Below are 20645 nucleotides of genomic sequence, written 5' to 3'. Positions count from 1 at the left end.
CCGGTGCGCGACGCCTCGTGGCTGGTGCAGGCCTGTCCCCGGGCGCCGGCGTTCAGCTGATCCTGGAGCTGATGGCCCGTTCCATCGCGGTGAGACCGATGAGGTTGAAGGGCTTGTTGATGTTGCGCATGAGGGAGTCCTGCGACGGGCGGTAGATGCCGCGCTCGAACTGGTGCCCCCCCTCGTAAGCCCCGATGACGCCGCCGTCTGGGGTGTTCAGTCCCAGGAAGGACGCCCACTTGGCCCCGCGCGGGTCGGTGGTGACGTTCGGTTCCCTGGGTTCACCGCCCCGGTAGGTGGTGCCCGGTGTGAAGTACTCGTCGGCCAGGCCGCCTACGGAGTGGCCGAGTTCGTGGATGGCGATGCGGCCGGACTGCGCGTTGCCACCGGAGACGCTGGCGAGGCTCGGGGCGCCGGCGCCGCCGTACTTGGTGGTGTTGCCGACGGCGAGGATCGCGTCGACGCCGGGGGCCTGGGCGGCGTACGCCTTGGCCTTCGGCTCGTCGACACACAGCAGCCGCTCGAGACCCCCGCAGAAGAAGCGCATGTCCAGGGCGGTGTCACGGTTGATGCCCGGAGAGGGGTCGTTGTCCACGCCGGACTCGTTGGACCGGGCGTTGACCAGCCACACGTTGATGAGCTGGCGGTACTTGTTCCACGGGGCCGTGGCGGCAATCTCGTTCCACTTCGCCTGTGCGTGCTGACGCAGCAGCCCCGTCTGTGAGGCTGTGTAGCCGTCGCCCACGATCACCATGTCGAATCGCGAGGCAGACGGTCCGGTGTTCTGAAGGGCGGTCACCTCGGCGGCCGCCGCCTCGGCGTCGGTCGACGCGGCGCGTTTGACCCGCTTGGATATGCTCACCCGGGTGATGGTGCCGTCCGGCGAGAACACCTCCTGCCCTTCGGTCGGCTCGGCGGTGCCCGCCGCCGCGGCCTTGGGCCGCACGTCCTCAACCGCCGGACGGGCTGAAGAATTCAGCCCGTCCGGCGTTTGAGGAGCGTGGGTCCATCCCGCAGGCACGGCGGCGAATCCCGCAGCACACAGCATGGCCACGGCCAGTAAGACTGAACCTCGTCGGCGCATCAGCGCTCCTCCTTGTGCCTCAATTGGTGTGGGTGCGGCAGTACTTCGGCGGCCAGCCGCCGCCATGGGCGGGGTGCGGGGCTGCGGCGTATCAGCGGCGTGCGGCCCGCACCCCTGTCGGCCCCTCCTGACAAGCCCTCTGGCTGAAGGGGAGACATCGGGGCCGAGCCTCCGCGTCACCGGCCGAGGGGCTTCTTCACCTCGCCTGGCACGGCAGGAGGATGCGCGGCCGCCTCGACGCGCGTGCGTGTGGCGTTGGGTGCCTGACGTCGGGCGTATGCGGCCCGGCAGCGCACCGCCGTCGCCCAGCAGGGCCGCCCCTGAGGCATCGACACGGTCCATCAACCGCTCGACGGCCTCATCCGCCAGCTCATCGGGCTTGCCCTGCCGGATTCTTCTTGTCGCTCACGTCCGATCCGGGAGGCTGGGGGGCCCACAGCGAGCCCCCGGCCAACCTGCCCCCTCACGGACTTGGACGATCTTTCAGATACGCCCCCCGGAATCGCCACCTCACTCCGGGGGGCGTCCTGTTGTGCAGAGTCGTACGCGTCTCAGGACCTCCTTTCCGGTGTCGTGCAGTTGCCCGGCGTTTGGATCGAGGTGAATTCCTGGTAGTGCGGAGGTGGGTGACCCGCTCCCGCCCCAGGGACGGCGAGGCGGGAGCGGGAACCCGGTGCTGTTCCCGAGCTATCCGACGCGCTCGACGCGCACGTTCCGGATGACGTTCTTGCCCGGTTCGCGGACTTGCTCGAACGCCGCGTTGTTCAGCAGCACACAGCTTCCGGAGGGCGAATTCACCTCGACGGTCGTCGACCTGTTGTTGTCGAGGTTTGTCACCCTCAGCTGCGTCCCCGCAGGGAACTGGTTGCTGGATGCCGCCGGTGCACCGCCCTCTCCGGACAGTGTCACCGTCGACCCGGCACAGACCACCTGGGCCGCCTGGCGGCGGCCCGACCCGTTGCAGCCTGCGGATTGCTGCTGCTGCCTGATCTGACGGATCGCCGCTATCGAATTGGCGATCCTCGCCCGGGAGTTGACGTTGGGGTTGGCCCGCTCATTGGCGATGAACCGCTGGTGGTCCGCCCCAAGCCTGGCCAGCCCGTTGCACCTGCCACGGCCGCCGCGTTGAGCGCCTTGATCGCCTCCTCCCTGCCGGTCTCCGGGTGGGACGGCCTGGCGGCGGCCCGACCCGTTGCAGCCTGCGGATTGCTGCTGCTGCCTGATCTGACGGATCGCCGCTATCGAATTGGCGATCCTCGCCCGGGAGTTGACGTTGGGGTTGGCCCGCTCATTGGCGATGAACCGCTGGTGGTCCGCCCCAAGCCTGGCCAGCCCGTTGCACCTCGACGACTCGTTGCCCTGCCGCTGGCCGGCATTTCCGGTTCCGGTCATCGCGAATGCCGCACTACCGACCAGTGCGGCGGTGCCGACTAGCAGGACGATTTTCTTCTTCTTCGTGATCATTCTCTTTCGGGACACTTTCAACTCCGTCCTCGATGGCGAAACACGGTTCGGATTCGACCCGTGTGCCATGGAGTACGTGCCGATTCTCGATTGCGTTCAGAGCCCCATTTGATCTTTTTCGCGCCCCGTGGATTGCGCCCGAAGGCAGGGGTCACTGAATCCGGAAAGGTCGCACAGGAATTGACGGAACGCACCCTAGGGTGAAATCTCGGACGTCATGCGTGACTTCGAGAATGAGCTGGGGAACGCCCAAAAGGAATGTGTAATACCGTGACACGGCTCTCCCGCCGGAGAGGCGGAACGCCGCGGCCGGGGAGCGGCATCCGACTCCTCGGTCAACTCCCCGTGCGTCTGAGGATGTCCGGGCAGCAGCGGATCGACTCGGTGAGTCGCAGCCGCTGCTCGACGTTGTGCATCAGGGCGCTTCGGGCCATCGGGTTCCCCGCAGATGTGTGTCGTATGGAGGGCCGGTCATGATGAAGGACTGTGTCCGGCCCCTGCCGTCCCGCCTCTTTGTCGATGCTTTACCAAACCGGCTCCCGCATCGCTGAGTTGACAGGGTGTGTACGGGGCTCGCCTGTCTCTCACCGGCCCTCGACCCACGTAGCGGAGCCGTGGAGCGTTGTCGTAGTTGTTCGTGATCACGACCGTGGGGTTGTCCCGCGTGGGCCGCGGGCTGCACGACTCGCACCAGTCCAGCATGCCGAGTTGCATCTCGTCCCAGGGCTTGCCGTTGCAGGGGCCCATCACGACGGGCATGTTGACGGCGTTGTCGCACCTGCTGGGGTCCTTGAGTTCGGCGCGCACGAGGTAGCTGTCGCCGGACTCCCTCCCACCACGGGTCGAAGCGGAACAGCTGTCCCGTACGGCCTGCACCTTGAGTGCGTATCCGTGTTTTGGGGCTACGAATAGTCGGCTCCCGGTTGAGTCCCTAGGTTTGCTGCGTCGGACAGGTGCCGTGCGTGCCGTGCCTGTCTGGGGCAGCGAGGTGTGCCTTGCGAATTGGCTGTATCTGCAGGGCCGCGGCTAACGGTGCCCTGCGGGGCGTTGGGGGCACGGTCAATCTCTCGTCCGTCGGCGACCGGTCGTGACCGCCAGGCGGGTGCGATGTATCGGGACCTCGACTGCCAATTTTGAGCATAGCGACGTCAACACTCCACATACAGAAAGGGATTCCGCGATGGCCAGACACAAAAGGGTGTCCGCGAAGGGCCGGCACAGAAAGGATTCCGGGAAGGGCCGTCCGGGACTCGTGGCTGCCGCGGCGGGAGGGGTGCTGTACGGTGCGCTGTTCGTCTCCAACGCGTCGGCGGCTGAGACTACCGATGCACAGTCCACTAGCGCGGAGCAGCAGCAGTCGTACCAGGAGCAGTCGGGTACCGACGAGCAGTCGTACCAGGAGCAGTCGGGCGGGGAGGAGTACCAGGAGCAGTCGGGTACCGACGAGCAGTCGTACCAGGAGCAGTCGGGTACGGACGAGCAGCCGGTCAAGGAGATGCAGTCGGGTACGGAGGACCAGCCCGGCACGGATGACGTGCAGTCGGGTACGGACGAGCAGCCGGTCCAGGAGATGCAGTCGGGTACGGAGGACCAGCCCGGCGTGGAGGACCAGCAGCCGGGTACGGACGAGCAGCCGGGCACGGAGATACAGCCGGGCGCGGAGGACCAGTCGGTCCAGGACGAGCAGCCGGGTCTGGACGCCCAGTCGGGTACCGAGGACCAGTCGGTCCAGGAGATGCAGCCGGGCACGGATGACGTGCAGTCGGGTACGGACGAGCAGCCGGGCACGGAGATGCAGCCGGGCGCGGAGGACGAGCAGCCGGGTCTGGAGGCGCAGCCGGGTACGGACGGGCAGCCGGTCCAGGAGATGCAGCCTGGCGCGGAGGACGTGCGGTCGCACCAGGAGGCGCAGTCGGGCGGGTACGAGGCTCAGCCTGGCGCGGAGGACGTGCAGTCGAGCACCGACCAGCAGCCGGAGCAGGAGGTGCAGCCTGGCGCGGAGGAGCAGCAGTCGTACCAGCGGACGGAGCCCGGCGCGGATGACATGCAGCCGGGTGCCGACGAGCAGCCGGGTACGGACGCCCAGTCGGGTGCCGACGAGCAGCCGGTCCAGGACGCCCAGTCGGGTACCGAGGACCAGCCGGGCGCGGAGATGCAGTCGGGTACCGAGGCGCAGCCGGTCCAGGACGCCCAGCCGGGTGCCGAGGAGCAGCCGGTCCAGGAGGCGCAGCCGGGCACCGACGAGCAGCCGGTCCAGGAGGCGCAGCCGGGTACGGAGGACCAGTCGGGTACCGAGGACCAGCGGCCGGGTGCCGAGGAGCAGCCGGTCCAGGACGCCCAGCCGGGTACCGACGAGCAGCCGGCCCAGGAGGCGCAGCCGGGTACGGAGGACCAGCAGCCGGTCCAGGATGCTCAGCCTGGCACCGACGAGCAGCCGGTCCAGGAGATGCAGCCGGGTACGGAGGACCAGCCCGGTGCGGAGGGTCTGCAGGAGTCCCAGGGGACGGAGCCCGGCGTAGAAGGCGCCCAGCCGGGTACTGACGAGCAGCCGGAGCAGGGAGTGCAGCCTGGCGGGGAGGCCCAGCCGCCGGGTCCGGCTGCGCAGCCGGGTGGGGCGGAGCAGCAGCCGGAGCAGGGAGTGCAGCCCGGTGCAGAGGGCTGGCAGGAGTCCCAGGGGACGGAGCCCCGCGCGTACGACGCGCAGCCGTACGAGGAGTTCAGGACTGTAAAGGTGAACGAGGTCGACGGGGCCAGTGTCTTTCAGATTGTGGAGGGCGATGACGGATCCCAGCCCGGCGTAGAAGGCGCCCAGCCGGGTACTGACGAGCAGCCGGAGCAGGGAGTGCAGCCTGGCGGGGAGGCCCAGCCGCCGGGTCTGGCTGCGCAGCCGGGTGGGGCGGAGCAGCAGCCGGTCCCAGAAATGCAGCAGGGTACGGAGGGGCAGCCGAACGACGACGTCACCTTGCTGAACGACGTCAACGGGCAGAGGGTCTTCCTAATTCCGGAGGGCGAGGAAGGATCCCAGCCCGGCGGGGAGGCCCAGCAGCAGCCGGGCCTGGTGGTGCAGCCGGGAGAGGGGGGTGAGCAGCCGGTCCAGGTGCAGGTATCGGAGCCGGCCTTCGCCGCACCCGACGCACGGGACCGCCAGGCAGATGTAGGCCCCAAGGTGGTCGCCATACAGAACACCGGCCCGTCCAGTGAGCGCTTCGACCTGGTATTCGTCGGCGACGGCTACAGGAAATCCGAGCAGGATCTCCAGCGACGCCATGCCGAAGAACAGTGGAAGGGGCTCGCGGAGTCCGAGCCGTGGAACAAGTATCGCGACTGGACCAATGTGTGGCTGGTCCCCGTGGTTTCCAAGGACTCCGGAGTGGACGACCCGGTCCGGGGCATCAACCGCGACACCGCGTTGGACATGGGCTTCCGCTGCGACGGTCGTACCGACCGGCTGCTGTGCTCTCCGGACTACACCAATGCCAAAGCGAAGTCGTTCGCGAGCCAGGCCCCGGAGGCCGACGCGATCATCGCGATGGCCAACTCCAACACGTACGGTGGAGCCGGCGGTGCCGGCGTCGCCACCGTGTCTGGCGGCAACGCTGCTGCCAATCAGGTCCTCCAGCATGAACTCGGCCATTCGGTCGCCGGCCTGGCCGACGAGTACTACACCCCTGGTACCACCTACTCCGGTGGTGAGCCGACCGCACCCAACGTCACCAAAGATCCGAAGGGCTCCAAGTGGGCCTCCTACCTGGGCCGGCCCACCCCCGACGGCGGAGTGATCGGCGTATACGAGGGCGGCCATCAATTTGAGCGCGGTATCTACCGGCCCTCGAAGGATTCAAAGATGCGTATCAACGGCAAACCATTCAATCTGGTGAGCCTGGACGCCATGGACCGTGCTATCCGGTCCAAGATCATCCGCCCCGCCGCCCCTGGCGCGGACACCGGTGGCGGCGGCACCGCATAGGAGCACCGGGCGGGGTGACCCCTTCGGCGCCGACGCAGCCGGCCGACAACGACTCGCTGAGCGTTTGGTGACGGTGATTCGCGTGTGGTCCCGGGTCGGCTATGGCGCCGGTCCGGGGTCACTTCGCCGGTCTTGCCGCGGGTGGAGGCGGCAGCGCCTGGCGACCGGCAAGAGCTGCTGATCGACGCCGCCTACGGAGAGGCGTACAGCGATGACCTCTTCGAGCATGGCTGGGCATGGGCCGCGCGGCCGGGTGGAGGCTGGTATGGCAGGTATGCCTTGCGGAACACGTTGGCTAAGCTCACGTTGGCCCCATGACACACGAACGCGTGTCCACCTTCGCGGGGGAAGGCCCACTGGCGCACGAATCTCACGTTGCGGCAGGTGGCGCCGCTGTTCGGGGTCTCGAAGTCTGCGGCCGACCGCATCCTCGATCACCTCGCACCGCTGCTGGCCATCTCGTCGGCCCGCCGGCCGCACAAGGACACCGTTTACATCGTCGACGCACCCTGGTGCCGACCCGCGACCGGAGCATCGCCGCCTCCAGCAAGAACTACCGGTACTCGACCAACCTGCGGGTCGTCATCGACGCCAACAGCCGTCTGGTCGTGGCGATCGGAGTTCCGCTGCCCGGCAGCCGCAACGACTGCCGGGCGTTCACGGAGTCCGGTGTCGACCGGGCGCGGGGCCCCGGTTATCGCAGATGGCGGCTACCAAGGCACTGGCCTTCTCGTCCCGCACCGCAAACGGCGTGGCCAGAAGCGTCTCAGCCCGCAGCAGGAGGCCGAGAACACCGGGCCCGAGCACGAGTGGAACACGCCCTGTCCCGACTGAAGAACTGGAAGATCCTGCGGGACTGCCGACTCAAGGGAAGCGGTGGTCACCAGGCCATGCTCGGCATCGCCCGGCTACACAACCTGGCCGTCACCGGATAACTCACGCAATACACGGGGCACCCTCTAGCGCTGCGCGGCCTCCGCCCGGTCGCCTTCTTCGCGGCGGTCGTCTTGGCCGCTGCCTTCTGCTCCGGTGGCTCGTGCACGTCGGCCTCGGCGTCCTCGCGCGCGAGGCCTTCGCCTTCGCCCCCGGCTCCGGCGCCTCCAGTGGAGCGTGACCCTCACGCTTGGCCGCAATCACCTCGTGCAGCGCTTCCGTGTAGGTGTCCCGGAATTCGTCGCCTTCGAGGTCCTCGCGCGTGAGGGTGTCGATCAGCCGCTCGGCTTCGGTGTCGTGTGACAGCTTCGGCGATCTCGTCGGTGTCCGCCGACCCGGCTCTGCGAGAGACTTTGGCTTCCCTCAACAACCCCGCGCTGATCCGCCGTTGTGCCCATCTCGCCCCCGATCGCGGCGGGGACTACGCCGATGTCCAGGCCGCCACGCTGGTCACTCCTCACCTCCTGGCCCAGCGCATGGAGCAACTGACGGAGCAAGTGCGTGACCTGCAACGACGCTTGACCGCCGTTGCCCAGACCCACGCCCGGCAGTTGCTGGAGCGACCGCTATAGGGCCTGACAGTGCCATCACGCTGTTGATCACCGCAGGCGACAACCCCGAGCGTCTGGCCTGACGAGGCTGCCTTCGGCCGCACTGTGCGGAGTCAGCCCGTAGAACGTTCCTCCGGCGAGCAGCAGCGCAGACGCTGTAACCGTGGAGGCGACCGGCAAGCCAATGCCGCGCTCTACCGCATCGTGCAGAGTGGCCTTCGCTGGGATCCACGCACCCACGAGTACCTCAAGCGACGGACCAGCGAGGGAAAGACCCGCCGCGAAGTGATCAGCTGCTTCAAGCGTTGCGTCGCTCGAGAGATCTCTGTGAAGTTCAGCGTGCTGCGGGTTGCGGCCGCATCGTCACCTCGCTGTATAACGGTTTGGTTACGTAGCGGGATGGTGCGGCCGTAAGTCGCTCTTCATCACCATAAGAAGTTCCGCCCCGTCCACGGCACCAGGATGATCGCCATTGCCCAACAGCCCCACCGGCACCCCTGCCGCAGGTGCCGCCAGCAGTGACGCCAACCTGGCCGCCGGCGTACGCAACGGCACGTTCCGCGAGGCCCAGACCGCGCTGCAGAAGTTGTACCGGCGGCATCAGCCGCCAGTGACCTCAAAGGCGTATGCCCGTGCGCTGCAGGCAATGCGTGGCGGCAGCGGTCCCGAGGGGGCCTGGAGCCCGTACCTGCTGACCATGGTCTGCCGCACCGCCGCAGCCTGGGCCCTCACGGCCCGCCGTACCGAACTCGCTCCCGGCTTCGAGACCTTGCGGGTGCAGGCGGCGGTGACGGAGAGCGGAGAGGAGCGGAGGCGTTCTGCAGCTTGCCCGAGCGCTGGCGGACCGCTCTGGCACTCGGCCGTCGAGGGCCAGTCGCCGGACGGGATCGTGGCGCTGCCCGGACTCAGCCCGAGCGGCGCCGCCTCGCTCGCGGCACGCGTGCGCGAGGGTCTGCGGGCGGCTTACCGGGCCGAGCATGCGAGGGATGCAGCGGTGCCGGACGAATACAGTCATGTCGCTGGCCCACTGGCTGCATCGGTCCACTGCGCGGGGCATCGTCGCGTCCACCGGGGTCTGGAGCGGCATCTGACGGTCTGTTCCGGCCGCCGTCGCGCATCGCTCGACCTGCGGAAACTGAAGGATTCGTGGAGTGTTGCACTCCGCGTCGACGTCCTGCCGCGAGCAGGGGACTGCTGCGGGCCGAAGGCCACGGAGGCCGTGGTCGCACGGCGGCCCGGCAAACGGTGGCGGCAAGACCGGTTTCGGTGCGAAGAGACCCTCAGGGTTGTCGGCACGGGCGCCTCCCTGCTCGCCATTCACCTCAGCAGCCGTACGAGGCGAAGTGCGACGGCAGCCAAACGCTGCAATGGGAACTGATGAGCGACCGTATCGCCCGGGAGGTGACCATCGGCACCTGCGCGACCGGCCTCACTTACACCGGCTCGGCGATGGACGGTGCTCCGGTCTGTCAGCCACGTGCCATCTGCAACTCCGCCGCGGCCACGGCCCGCTGGGCGTACCTCCGGTTCGACGGACAGACAGCCTTCGCGCAGAAGGATTCCAGCCCGGTCCATCGGCACGATGGCCAGCCGCTTCAAGTCGCCATCGCTTCGATTCGTTTACGAGGGCGATGCCTGTGGTGGCAGCCAGCACACATGTGGCGGGGCCGGCCGGGACCAGGCGGGCTACCGGATCGAGTTCGAGTACGGGGAAACGAAGTAGGGGGAACGTGATGCGTGAGCGTGAGTGGGACTCGGCAGTACGGGAGTCGTTGGCCTCGGCTGCGCCGGGCGCGTCGGTCCTGGTGATGGTCGAAGGAGAGGCAGGGACCGGCAAGAGCAGGTTTGTGCAGTGGTTGCTCGCTCTTCCTGAGCTCGGCAGGGTGCATCGCCTGACGGTGACCTTCAAGGTGTCTGGTGCTTGCGTCGTCCGCGAGTCCCCCCATGTGAAAGGCGCCGCGCCGGCGGGGCCGGAGGCCAGGTCGGCACGTCGTCCCGAGCCCCCGCAGCCCGGAGCCCTGCAGTCCGGCGCTCCCGTGGCGCCCGCGTGGCTGGCCCCGCTGGCGGCTTCCTCTCTGAGAGAGCTGGCGGCCTCGCTAGGCACGGGTGTTCCGGTGCTGCTGGTGGCCGAGGACGTTCACCGTGCGGACGAGCAGGACGCTCGTGCACTGCGTATCCTGCTGGCCGATCCGCCGGCCGGACTGCGCGTTGTGCTGACCTGTCGCCCCGAGGAGCTGGCCAGTCGCGGGCTGATGCTGGGCGCGCCGGTGGGGTACCCGGCTGAGTTGCCCGTCATCCGATTGCGGCTCGGGGCACTGAGTGAGGCCGAGGTGCGCGGGATGGTGGTGGAGGCGTTGGGCGAGGACGATTACTCGGATCCGTTTCTTGCTCGGCTCTGCGAGCGGTCGGGGGGAATCGCGCAGGTCGTGGCTGATCTGTTGGAGGAGCTGAAGACGGCCGCGTCGCTGCCGGACCCGGGAACCGCAGAGGCCGGTCGGAAGCGGTTCACGGCCAAGGACATGGACGAGGTCAGGGTGCCGGTTCGGCTCGCCGAGTCGGTGGTCGGCCGCTTGGCGGCGCTGGACGAGGAGCCACGGCGCGTGGTCTGGGCGGCGGCAGTGCTCGACGAGGCCGCGACTGAGGAGGAGTTGGCCGCCGTAGCGGCCCTGCCGGCGGAAAGTGGGCGTGCGGCGCTGACGGCTGCTCTGTCCGAAGCGGTGCTGCAGGAGTCCGGGCTCGGCCGGTACGGGTTCCGGGCACCGATGGAGGCCGCGGCCATTTACCACGTACTGCCCGGCCCGGTGCGGCAGGAGCTGCACCGTCGCGCGGCCGAGGCGTTGGCGGCGCGCCGCCCGGTGCCGTGGGCGCGGCTTGCCCGCCAGCAGCTCGCCTCCGGCCGGATCGCGGACTGGCTTCAGAGCGTGGAAACCGCAGCACGCGAGGCCGTCGAAGCCGGGGACCCCCGGCTGGCGATCTCGTTGCTCGAGGACACGCTGGCGCGTCCTGACGTCTGTCAGTCGGACCGGGCTCGGCTGGCTTTGATGCTCGCGCGCAGCGTGATTCATGGGTTGCGCTCCGGCCAGACGCTGGAGGTCCTGCGGCGATTGGTCGACGACCGTACGCTGCCCGCGGCCGTGCGTGGCGAGATTCGCCTCCATCTCGGACGGATCCTGCTCAGTGCTGGGCGCAGTGGCCACGGGCGTATCGAAATCCTCAGAACAGTTGACGAGTTGAGTAATCGTCCGGCGTTGGCGGCGCGGGCCATGGCGGTCCTTGGGGTTCCCTACTGGCCCGGTGAACCGCTGGCGGACTGTCTGGTCTGGCTGGCGCGGGCCGAGGCGGCAGCGGCCGAGAGCGGGGATGCGGCGGTCCAGGCGGCCGTCGCGGTGCACCGGGCGGCCGTGGTGGTTTGCGTGGGTGATCCGGACGGATGGCGACGCTTGGAACAACTTCCCCGGGAAAGCGAGGATCCGCGGATCCTTCAGCACTCGGCATATGGTCTGTGCAGCGCCGCCTATGCGGCGATCTGGCTGGGCGAGTACGCGCGAGCGCGCGAGCTGCAGGCCGAAGGCCTGATGTTGTACACACGAAGCGGGTCTCCGTTCGGAGAACAGCTGTCTCGGGGTATGTCGCTGCCTCTGGACATGTTGACCGGCCAATGGGCAGGCCTGGCTGCCCGAGCCCGTCTGTATGCGGCGGAGGTCGGCGAGCTGCCAAGCATCGCGGGCGAGGCCAGGCTGGTGCTCGGCCTCCTCGCCCTGGCAAAAGGCGAGTGGAGCCGAGCAAGCACCTGGCTCGCCGCACCCGGCCTGTCTGGGGCCGACGGCACCGTACCCCAGGTGGCGGCGGCCTCAGGCGGCCGCATCAGGCTCGCGCTGGCCCGCCAGGAACTGGCGTCCGCGGCGCAGGAGGCCGCTGAGGCATGGGCCAGGCTCCAGGCAACGGCCGTGTGGGTATGGGCGGCGGAATTGGTCCCATGGGCTGTGGAAGCAACAGCCCGAGCGGGAGCGTTGGACACGGCGCGGACGATGGTGGATGAGTTCTCGGCAGGCATAGAGACCAGGCAGGCACCCGCCGCCGCGGCGGCACTGATGTGGTGCCGGGCGCTGCTGGCGGAGGCGGATGGCGAACTCCCGGCGGCGGGGGAGCACTTCCGCCACGCCCGCAGGCTCTACCAGGCGCTGCCCCGGCCCTATGAGGCGGCCCTCATCGCGGAGGCCAGCGGACGATGTGCTCTGGCAGGTGGTCCGCAGACCACCACAGGCATACAGGAACTGACCACCGCCGCACACGAGCTCGAGGTGCTCGGCGCGACATGGGATGCCGCTCGCGCACGAGCGGAACTACGAACCCACCAGAGTACCCACCCGCTTCGCCGTACGGGCCGCCTCAGCTACGACGAGCGGCTGTCGCCCCGCGAGCAGGAGGTGGCCCAACTCGCCGGTTCCGGCATGAGTAACCGCGAGATCGCGGTCACCCTGTACCTCTCCCCGCGGACGGTGGAGTCGCATGTCGCTCGCGCCATGCGAAAGGTGGGCGCGCTTTCCCGGCATGACCTTGCGCGTATGGTCCGCAACGGCGAGGCGGAAGCTGAACAGGCGGTGGGATAGAGCTCCGCAGACACGCCGCGACCTCGGCGATCGCATACATCTGGATTCCTCCGTGGATACCCCCGCCTTCAGGCGGGGAGGAAACGGACTCCTGCGGAGCAGGGCAGCGCAAGCCGATGCGCCGCCAGGCCGGCCGCATCGCCTGGACGCTGGGCGACTGCGATGCCCTGGCCCCTTCACTTCGGGCTCCCCGTGCTGGACTTGCTGGGCGGACCCACCAGAGCATGCGAGGCGCTGCCTACCGAGCGGCGCCGACCGTCGCATCCGGAAGGAAGGTCGCCAAGGTCGCCAGGCTCCTCGGCATCAGCGACCAGACGATCTATGTCTGGCGTCGCCAACACCTTGTCGACACGGGGCAGTTGCCCGGTACGACCAGCAGCGGCCTGTCTGAGCTCGCTGCGGCCCGCAGGCGTATCGCCGAGCTGGAGGCCGAGTTGGCCATCCACCGGCGGGCCGCCGAACTGCTGGGTGAGGTGACGTCCCCAAAAGGCGGTTCGAAGCGATCCGCGTGATGGCCCGTGAGCACCTGCCGGTGCCCCGTGCCTGGGCCCCCTTCGCTGACCTGCAGCCGGCATTCACAGGGGATGCCCTGGCTCTCTCGAACAAGCGACTCCTGTTGATATGGCTCTCAGCGCTTTCGTACGACCTCCGGTTCGTGGCGGCGTAGGAAGCAGATCGTGAGCAGGTAGCAGATGATCGCCGTGACGAGCAGTGCACCTGTGTCGGTCAGCCACTGATCGAGTGTGTGATGCCACAGGGGATCAGTGGCGGTGTGAGCCGTCCGACCCTGGGGACCGAGTAGCTGTCCGAGATCGAGTGTTGCGCCGTGCGCCGCGATGGCCCAGCGTGACGGCGCCAGCCAGGCCATCTGTTCGACACCGGGGTTGTCGAAGAGTTTGAATACGATGCCTGAGAACAGATACTGGACAACCGAGAAGAGAACCAAGAGCGGCATGGTGCTCTCGGCAGTCTTCACGAGTGACGAGATGACCAGTCCGAACATCATCGAGGTTAACCCAAGTGCTGCGATGACGAATGCCATCTCGACGGCGGGGGTGCCTTTCACGACTACACCTTCCGTCGGCAGCTTGCGAGGGGCGAAGCTGATCGCGCAGAGCACCATCCCCTGCAGGCCGGTGATCAGCCCCAGTACGGTGATCTTCGAGACCAGGTAGGCGGATCTGGAGAGACCTGCAGCACGTTCCCTCTCGTAGATCGCCCGTTCTTTGACCAGCTCACGGACGGAATTCGTAGAGCCGATGAAGCTCATGCTGATAGCAAGAGATACGAGGATCGTGCCGGCTTCGACGTTCGCCGTTCCGTCGGGTGGTCTTCGAAGTCCGAAGTCAGCGGGTATGACGGTGTTGGCCAAGCCGAGGACGACGGGCAGGAGAGCCATCAGGCCGATGAATCCCTTGTCGGCGGCCATGACCTCAAGGTACCGGCGGACGAGTGTGAACAGTTGAGCAGTCCATCGCGGCGGCTTCGGCGCGTGGAGGACTTCAAGTGCCGCGGGTGCCGCCGGCTTCAGGGCGGCAGCGGAGGCCACGTACTGGTGCGACTCGCGCCAGCGGCCCGACCAGTTGCGGTCGCTGTGTTTCTCGAAATCGGAGAAGACGTCCGCCCAACTGTCGCGTCCGAAGAATTCCAGTGCCTCGTCCGGGGGGCCAAAGTACGCCACAGATCCGCCGGGGCCCAGGACAAGCACCTTGTCGCACAACTCCAGCTCCCTGGTGGAGTGTGTGACTACCAGGATGGTCTTACCGTCGTCGGCGAGTCGGCGGAGCAGTTGCATGACATCGCGGTCCATGCCGGGATCCAGACCGGAAGTCGGCTCGTCCAGGAACATCAGGGAGGGTTTGGTCAGCAGTTCCAGCGCAACCGAAACACGCTTCCGCTGTCCACCGGAAAGCGTGATGATGCGCTTGTCGGCATGCAGGTCGAGTCTGAGCTCACTCAGCACCTCCTCGACACGGCGGTCGCGCTCGGCGGGGTTGGTGTCGCGGGGGAAGCGCAGTCTGGCGGCGTGACGGAGCGCTGCGCGGGCAGAGAGCTGTGGGTGGAGAATGTCGTGTTGCGGGACGATGCCGATGTGCTGACGTAGATCGGCGAATCGCTCATGGAGGTTTCGGCTTTCGTAGAGCACCTCGCCCTTGACGTTCCGCTGGTGACCGGTCAGAGCGCGCAGCAAGGTGGACTTCCCGGAACCTGACGGTCCTACCACCGCGATCAGAGTCTTCGAAGACACTGCGAAGCTCACTTTGTTCAGCAGTATTCGCACGCCCCTGCTGCTTTTGGCCTTGACGGTCAGTCGGCGGACGACCAACCCCGGTGCCTCGTCTGCATCGGCGCCGTCCGTGAGCCGGTCGCCGACCAGCCGAAGAGTCCGGGAACCCACGGTGAGCGTGTCGTTGGGGCGCAGCTTGGCCCGCTCGACACGATGGCCGTTGACATACGTACCGCGAGGAGTGCCTAGGTCGATGATTTCGTAGCTGGCGGGGGTGAAGCGGAATTCGGCGTGGTGCGGAGAAACTTCGGGATCGCGGATGACCAGATCGTTGTCGGGTGACCGGCCGATGTACGTGACGAGGGTTCCCTGCCTTTGGGAAGGGGAGACTGCTGGTTCGCCGTCCTGGTGCATCGCCTCAGGCGCGGTATCGCTCTTCCCATTTTCGCCCTGCGACTGCGTGAGGTCATGGGAACGTTGATGCCGCGGAGCCTGGACCGGAGTTCCGGACGGGAGCAGGGTGGGCCGGGGCGCCGGGGTCTGTCGGTCTCTGACGATGTCGGGGTGCTTCGGCGGAATGGTGAACCGTAGTTGCAGTCTTTCGGCCTCGCCGCCGAGGCTGAACACGGCACCGTTTGTGATCTCAGCCAGAGTGACGCGCTGGCTGTGGGCATATATTCCGTTGGTGCTATTCAGGTCCTGTAGGAACCAGTTGCTTCCGCTCCAGTAGATTCGGGCGTGCCGCCAGGAGACGGTGGCCTCCTGACAGGGTATGTTCGACTCCGGATCACGACCCAGCAGATACGCCTGGGCGGGATCGATTCTCTCGGTGGTCCCATTGAATTCCACCAAGAGTTCCGGAATTCCGTGCTCCACGAGTGTTGTCTCCCCGACGGTGAGCGTGGCTTCGCTGAACAATTCGACGATGGAAAGCGGCACCGGAGGGGCTATCGCATGTCGAGATGACCTCAGACCGTGTCGCGTCTTCGGGTCGGGTCGATACTGGCCGCAGAGGCCTGTTGGCCCACCACTTCGCGCCGGTCGATCCGGCCACCCGTCACCTGATCCCTTGTGGCGGGACCATTCCGGACACGCGGATGAACGCTCGCCCGCCGTGGATGCTGACGAGGTCTATGACGAGGTCGTCGACCGTGGACGTTCCAGAGCCGGTCTGGTTGCCCCTGAACCGCGCGCCGTTGTTGCCGAGCGGGTCGTATGTCGGCGTGCTGTCGGCGACGCTGACGACCATCAGCGCTCGTCACTTCGACCTCACACGTGCCGTCAAGGCAGGCGCCGAGGCCCGTACTGACTCCTGCTTGCCTTGCCCCTGCCGATGGCGTTGGCCGGCGCGGCCCAGCCGTCCGGTCCCGGAGCAATTTCCTTCGCGATTTCGGCGCAGGTTGTGAGTGACCAGGTCGGTGTGCTCGGCGGAAGCGGTGTCCGGGGCGGCGACCGTCGCCCCTCCGCTGGCGAACGTGCGCCAGGCGTCAGGCACGTTCATGCCCACGGCGGGCGGATGTCTCAAGGCCGTCGATGCCGGCTGCCGCCTCCCGGCCAGCTCGGAATCGGTCCATGAAAGCGGCGCCTTCCTTGGCGGCTGCACTTCGCCCAGATCGAGCAGCACGGCGTCCCTGCCCAGGCAACGTTCGTAGGACAGCTCCTCGTTGGCCTGCGCAGCCATGGCCTTGGTGTTCTCGCGCACAGAACTTGTCCGAACGCTCATCGGGTGCCTTTGGCTTGCCGCCGACGATCAGGCTGTCGGGCAGCTCGTCCGCCGCCTGCGTGGCCTTAGCCAGCGTGGGCGCGCTGGACGCCAGGGGTGCGGGCGTTTCCTCCCTCGCCTTGTCAGCGACCACAGCACCAACGCCGAGGAGTGTGGTGCCCGGCGCGGCGGCCACACGGTTTCCGCTACGGGATGTTCGGCGTGCGCCGATCACACTGATTCCCTTCGAGTCGAGCAGGCCGGATCCGGCCATGCCGAAGCCGGTCGCGTGCAGGTGGTGTACCGGCCCGGAGCCGACGGTCGGCCGCCCACTGCGGTCATTCTGAGGGCTAGCCGTTTCACACCGAGCGGATACATTCCGCACCTGGGCCTCCAGGCGCGGTCGCACGCGCCACGTAGGCGCGTGGGCGCGGTGGCCGAGGACTCCGCCTCGGCACCGTGCGAGGCTCGGGTCCCGAAGCTGCAACGAACCTAGGGTCTGTTGCGAAAGTGGATCTTGATCGGTGATGATCATGCGTTGTGGCGCGTGGAGATCTGACGGATGCACAGTGGTCGCGGCTGGAGCCGCTGCTGCCGATCGGCAAGAAGGCCGGGAGGCCGCCGGTATGGACCAGACGGCAGCTCATAGACGGCATACGGTGGCGGACCCGGGCGGGAACGCCATGGCGGGATGTGCCCGAGCGGTACGGGCCGTGGGACCGGGTGTACGACCTGTTCCGCCGGTGGCAGCGAAACGGCACCTGGCACCGGATTCTGGAGCAACTGCAGGCCGATGCCGATGCGAAGGGCCTGATCACGTGGGACGTCAGCGTGGACTCCACGGTCTGCCGCGCTCATCAGCACGCCGCCGGGGCACGTAAAAAGGGGACCTTCAAAAGGAACCGCCCGGCGGCTTCGTCACCGAACCCGACGACCACGGCCTCGGACGTTCCCGCGGCGGTCTGACCACGAAAATCCACCTCGCCACCGAGCAGGGACAGAAACCACTGTCACTGCTCATCACCGCCGGCCACCGGCACGACAGTCCCTACCTTCGCCCGGTCCTGGAGAAGATCCGAGTACCCCGACAAGGCCCCGGCCGGCCGCGAACCAGACCTGACAAGGTCCGGGGCGACAAGGCCTACGGATCCCGCGCCAACCGCGCCTACCTGCACGAACGCCGGATCGCCTGCACCATCCCGGAGAAAGCGGACCAGATCCGCAACCGCAAGAACCTCGGCTCCCGCGGAGGCAGACCACCGAGGTTCGACCGCGAAGACTACAAACAACGCCACGCGGTCGAGTGCGGCATCAACCGCCTCAAGAGACATCGCGCAGTGGCAACGAGGTACGACAAACTCGCCGTCCGCTACGAAGCCACCGTGCTGGTCGCAGCCATCAACGAATGGCTATGACCAGCACTTTCACAACAGACCCTAGTTGCGGGGTGAGGTCGTTGACTATCCGTAGTGGCGATTTACGGGTACGTGCTTAACTGCGGGAGCTGCCCGCAGCGGTAGCCAGGCCGGGGCCGCGGTCGCCTCGCAGGGAGTCAGCTGCCTGTGCCGAGGCTGGGGGCTGGAGAAGGGCTTGCAGGGTCCGTGCCAAGGTTGAGAGGCAGGTGGAGCGGCGGATTGTGGAACGGTTTTCGCCCACCTGATGCGTACCCGCCGTCTTGCGCGCGACTTCGAGCACCGCACCACAAGCGCCGAGGCGATGGTCTACTGGTCGATGATTCTGCTCATGACCCGCCGCCTGGCCCGGCCACGACCTCAGGGAGCGTGAACCGGCCCGGGCTCGGCCAGCCAGCCACGCGCGACCAGGCGTTTCGCCTTCGACCGCAGTGCCTCCACCCGCGCCGGCACCACGTCCATGCCGAAGCCCGCGGCCATCTCCTGGCCGGTCAGCGGGCCTTGATCGAGCCGCGGAACTTGAAGAGCTGTTCCTCCGTGTTGGCGGGAGGTTCTTGCGCGTCGAGCTTCGGCGGCGGATGCGCGACTATGTGCGCGGCCTGCTGGGCCCCTCACCCGCAACAACGGCTGGCAGCTTGCGGAATTCGCAGGTCACGCAACGCCGGACGGACTGCTGCGGCTGCTGGCGGAAGCCGGTGGGATCCCGGAGAGCTTCGCAACGACCTGCAGGCGTATGTGGCGGAACCCAACTGCGTGACGTCCTGTGTCAGAGCTGACCGCTGAGAACAGCGCGATAAGGGCGGTCGGAGCCAACTGAACTGGCTCCGGCCGCCCTTATTGAGTGTCGCCTCCCGACGATCTACCGGTTCAGAAACGGGCACTGTCAGCGGTGGTTGAGGCGGTCGAGCATTCTTTGAGGCAGCCTCAGCTCGATAAACAGACGGCGTACGTCGTCGAGGGACAGGTAGCGGCCCTGGGGGCCGTCACGGCCGATCACCGTCAGGAGCGCTGGGAATTCGAAGTCCATGAGTTTGCGGTCGATGACCCGGCGGTGGCCTCGGGCCCGCGCGTAGTTCGCCTCCATGTATCGGGTGATCTCGGCGAGGTCGAGGCCGCGCTCGGTTCCGCCGTCGGGCCGTTGTTTGTTGCTGGCGAAGGTGTCCAGCTGGTCGAGCTCGCTCTGGTCGCCGTTGGCCTGCTGATCGAGGATGCGCGAGCCCGACCCGCGTTTGTCCAGGGGGCCGCCACGCAGCGCGTTCAGCCGCACGCCGTGCCGGGCGTTGCGGAGCAGTTGGGCGGGGGTGAGACCGTTGGCGATCAGCGCGATCAGCCGCACCACCCTCGCAGGCAGGGCGGGGGAGCCGTCGCCGGTGGCAGCGACCCGCGCGAGCGTGCGGCCCACCACCGGCAGCGGTTCCACGTCATCGGACATGTAGTCGTGTGCCACCAGGGCACGCAGAAAGGGGCACGGGTTGCCGGCCGAGACCTCCGCCATCAGTGTCCTCGCCTTCCGGGTCGATGGGCGCTGGGTGCCCGCCCTGCTCTGGCGGCCGCCAGAGCAGGGCGGAGTGTGGGCAGATGGGATTTTGCTGCGGGGTGCTGCGGATGGGTTAGCCCGCCTCACCGCACAGGTCACGCTCTAATTTGCCGGGTACATCAACCGCACCCCGTCGATGTCGCCCTGCGACAGCCCTGTTGTCTGGCCCATCACCACGCCGGGAGGCAGCGGGCGGCGCGGGATGATGGTCGGCAGATTCGGGTTGATCGCGAATGAGTTGAAGGCCGGGTAGTGCATGATCGAGCCGAAGTCGTACGGTCCCTGGTCGTCGCCATCGGCAATGTTCTGATCGAAGTTGTGCCGCATGGCCGGGATGATGTTCGCGTGATTGATCACGACGTGCTGATCGCGGTCTTCTCGGCTCTGCTCGTGCCACAGGCCCACCGCGTGGCCGATCTCGTGGATGGTGCTGCCGGTGGTGCAGCCGGGAGCCAGATTGATGGCCTGGCTGCCGCCCCGTCGGCCGACTTGCGAAGTACACCCGCCGCCCGGGACGAAGCGCACGAAATCCGGGAACTGTGCGGCGTTGGCGGCTGTCCGCGCCACGAACCGGATGCGGGTTCGGGATTGCCAATGGGCGATGGCGTCCGTGACGCGCTGCTGGTTGGGGAGGGCAGGATCGATCTCGAAGGGCACGGTCGCGTTCGGCCAGCGGCGCTGTTGGCCCGGGATCCCGATGGACTTGAGCCCCGGCTTGGCAGCCCGCGCTTTCATCTCCTGCACGGTGCCGAGCACGATGTCCCCTTCGACGATCGCCGTCCCGTCCACATCGGCGTACTGGAGGCGCTTGCCGTCCACCAGCGCGGTGCCTGCGACTGGCCCCGACCGGAGCTGGTCGCTGCCGATTGTTGTGCCGGAGGGGGTCGCCTTGTGCGTGGTGGCTTGCTGTGCTCGGCTGTCTTCGTGAGGACGGGCCGGCGCGTCCTGACCGGCCACCGCCGGAGCGGCGAGGGCCGCGACGGCCAGCGCCGAGGCTGCCGTGGCTCCGGCGAGTCCGGCGAGTCGACGTATGTGCATTTTCGAGGACCTTTCATTGTGGGGGGTTTGGGGTGCGAGACGTTCCCAAGGACTGAAGGTGACTTCGCCTGACGCGCGCCGGAGTTGAGGGCACTATCCGTCAGGCCACCGCCATCACCG

16 protein-coding genes and 2 pseudogenes are annotated in these 20645 nt (G+C 67.6%); 10 read left to right on the top strand and 8 right to left on the bottom strand.

Annotated features, from left to right (window positions below; genetic code table 11):
- Positions 1–52: 52 nt before the first annotated feature.
- Positions 53–946, bottom strand: a complete 894-nt coding sequence (locus OG741_RS00675; protein WP_405594011.1) for a M64 family metallopeptidase — start codon at positions 944–946, stop codon at positions 53–55.
- A gap of 825 nt (positions 947–1771) precedes the next feature.
- Positions 1772–2563 (bottom strand): hypothetical protein, encoded by a 792-nt coding sequence (locus tag OG741_RS00670; protein WP_405594009.1) that lies wholly within the window; start codon positions 2561–2563, stop codon positions 1772–1774.
- A gap of 1165 nt (positions 2564–3728) precedes the next feature.
- On the opposite strand from OG741_RS00670, the gene OG741_RS00665 reads away from it, so the two are divergent.
- The 8 genes and pseudogenes from OG741_RS00665 (at position 3729) to OG741_RS00630 (ending at position 13121) form a co-directional block, all read left to right on the top strand.
- Positions 3729–6515 (top strand): M64 family metallopeptidase, encoded by a 2787-nt coding sequence (locus tag OG741_RS00665; RefSeq protein WP_405594007.1) that lies wholly within the window; start codon positions 3729–3731, stop codon positions 6513–6515.
- A gap of 351 nt (positions 6516–6866) precedes the next feature.
- Positions 6867–7450, top strand: a pseudogene (locus OG741_RS00660) (transposase); the annotation flags it as partial.
- Between the two features lie 175 nt (positions 7451–7625).
- Complete coding sequence (locus OG741_RS00655) at positions 7626–7751, top strand: hypothetical protein (RefSeq protein WP_405594005.1); 126 nt, start codon at positions 7626–7628, stop codon at positions 7749–7751.
- Positions 7748–8020, top strand: coding sequence for a hypothetical protein (locus tag OG741_RS00650; RefSeq protein ID WP_405594003.1), 273 nt, complete (start codon positions 7748–7750; stop codon positions 8018–8020). Before OG741_RS00655 ends, OG741_RS00650 begins: the two co-directional genes overlap by 4 nt.
- Before the next feature lie 84 nt (positions 8021–8104).
- Positions 8105–8413 carry a transposase gene (locus tag OG741_RS00645; RefSeq protein WP_405594000.1) on the top strand — a complete coding sequence of 103 codons (309 nt, stop codon included), beginning with the start codon at positions 8105–8107 and terminating at the stop codon, positions 8411–8413.
- Between the two features lie 58 nt (positions 8414–8471).
- Positions 8472–9377 carry a hypothetical protein gene (locus tag OG741_RS00640; protein ID WP_405593998.1) on the top strand — a complete coding sequence of 302 codons (906 nt, stop codon included), beginning with the start codon at positions 8472–8474 and terminating at the stop codon, positions 9375–9377.
- The gene (locus OG741_RS00635; protein ID WP_405593996.1) at positions 9367–12609 is read left to right on the top strand and encodes a LuxR C-terminal-related transcriptional regulator; all 3243 of its coding nucleotides are present in this window, start codon (positions 9367–9369) and stop codon (positions 12607–12609) included. The genes OG741_RS00640 and OG741_RS00635 overlap by 11 nt, the downstream gene beginning before the upstream one ends.
- Positions 12610–12833: 224 nt before the next feature.
- Complete coding sequence (locus tag OG741_RS00630; protein WP_405593994.1) at positions 12834–13121, top strand: transposase; 288 nt, start codon at positions 12834–12836, stop codon at positions 13119–13121.
- A gap of 116 nt (positions 13122–13237) precedes the next feature.
- Here the strand turns inward: OG741_RS00630 and OG741_RS00625 are convergent, their stop codons facing one another.
- The 3 genes from OG741_RS00625 to OG741_RS00615 form a co-directional block, all read right to left on the bottom strand.
- Complete coding sequence (locus tag OG741_RS00625) at positions 13238–15775, bottom strand: FHA domain-containing protein (protein WP_405593992.1); 2538 nt, start codon at positions 15773–15775, stop codon at positions 13238–13240.
- Positions 15776–15893: 118 nt separating this feature from the next.
- Entirely contained in the window at positions 15894–16085 is a 192-nt protein-coding gene (locus OG741_RS00620) for a hypothetical protein (RefSeq protein ID WP_405593990.1), read from the bottom strand.
- Between the two features lie 9 nt (positions 16086–16094).
- On the bottom strand, positions 16095–16538 hold the full coding sequence (locus OG741_RS00615; protein ID WP_405593988.1) for a hypothetical protein: 444 nt from the start codon (positions 16536–16538) through the stop codon (positions 16095–16097).
- A gap of 540 nt (positions 16539–17078) precedes the next feature.
- On the opposite strand from OG741_RS00615, the gene OG741_RS00610 reads away from it, so the two are divergent.
- Both OG741_RS00610 and OG741_RS00605 read left to right on the top strand, forming a co-directional pair.
- Positions 17079–17953 (top strand): IS5 family transposase gene (locus tag OG741_RS00610; protein WP_405593854.1). Its coding sequence is split into 2 segments (ribosomal slippage): positions 17079–17468 and positions 17471–17953, totalling 873 coding nucleotides; the frame shifts between segments, so codons are not numbered across the junction.
- A gap of 244 nt (positions 17954–18197) precedes the next feature.
- Positions 18198–18323 (top strand): hypothetical protein, encoded by a 126-nt coding sequence (locus OG741_RS00605; protein ID WP_405605994.1) that lies wholly within the window; start codon positions 18198–18200, stop codon positions 18321–18323.
- On the opposite strand, the pseudogene OG741_RS00600 reads toward OG741_RS00605, so the two are convergent.
- The 3 genes and pseudogenes from OG741_RS00600 to OG741_RS00590 form a co-directional block, all read right to left on the bottom strand.
- A pseudogene (locus tag OG741_RS00600) lies at positions 18280–18463 on the bottom strand (hypothetical protein); the annotation flags it as partial. The gene OG741_RS00605 and the pseudogene OG741_RS00600 sit on opposite strands and share 44 nt — an antisense overlap.
- A gap of 370 nt (positions 18464–18833) precedes the next feature.
- A complete protein-coding gene (locus OG741_RS00595) occupies positions 18834–19445 on the bottom strand; it encodes a hypothetical protein (protein WP_405593986.1) in 612 nt (203 codons plus the stop codon).
- 144 nt (positions 19446–19589) lie between these two features.
- Positions 19590–20444, bottom strand: a complete 855-nt coding sequence (locus OG741_RS00590) for a M12 family metallopeptidase (protein WP_405593984.1) — start codon at positions 20442–20444, stop codon at positions 19590–19592.
- Between the last annotated feature and the right edge of the window lie 201 nt (positions 20445–20645).

Source organism: Streptomyces sp. NBC_01410 (assembly GCF_045040195.1).
In the GTDB taxonomy this organism is placed as follows: Bacteria; Actinomycetota; Actinomycetes; order Streptomycetales; family Streptomycetaceae; genus Streptomyces.
The sequence above is the reverse complement of the archived record's forward strand: the minus strand, read 5'-3'. Positions and strand labels throughout refer to the sequence as shown.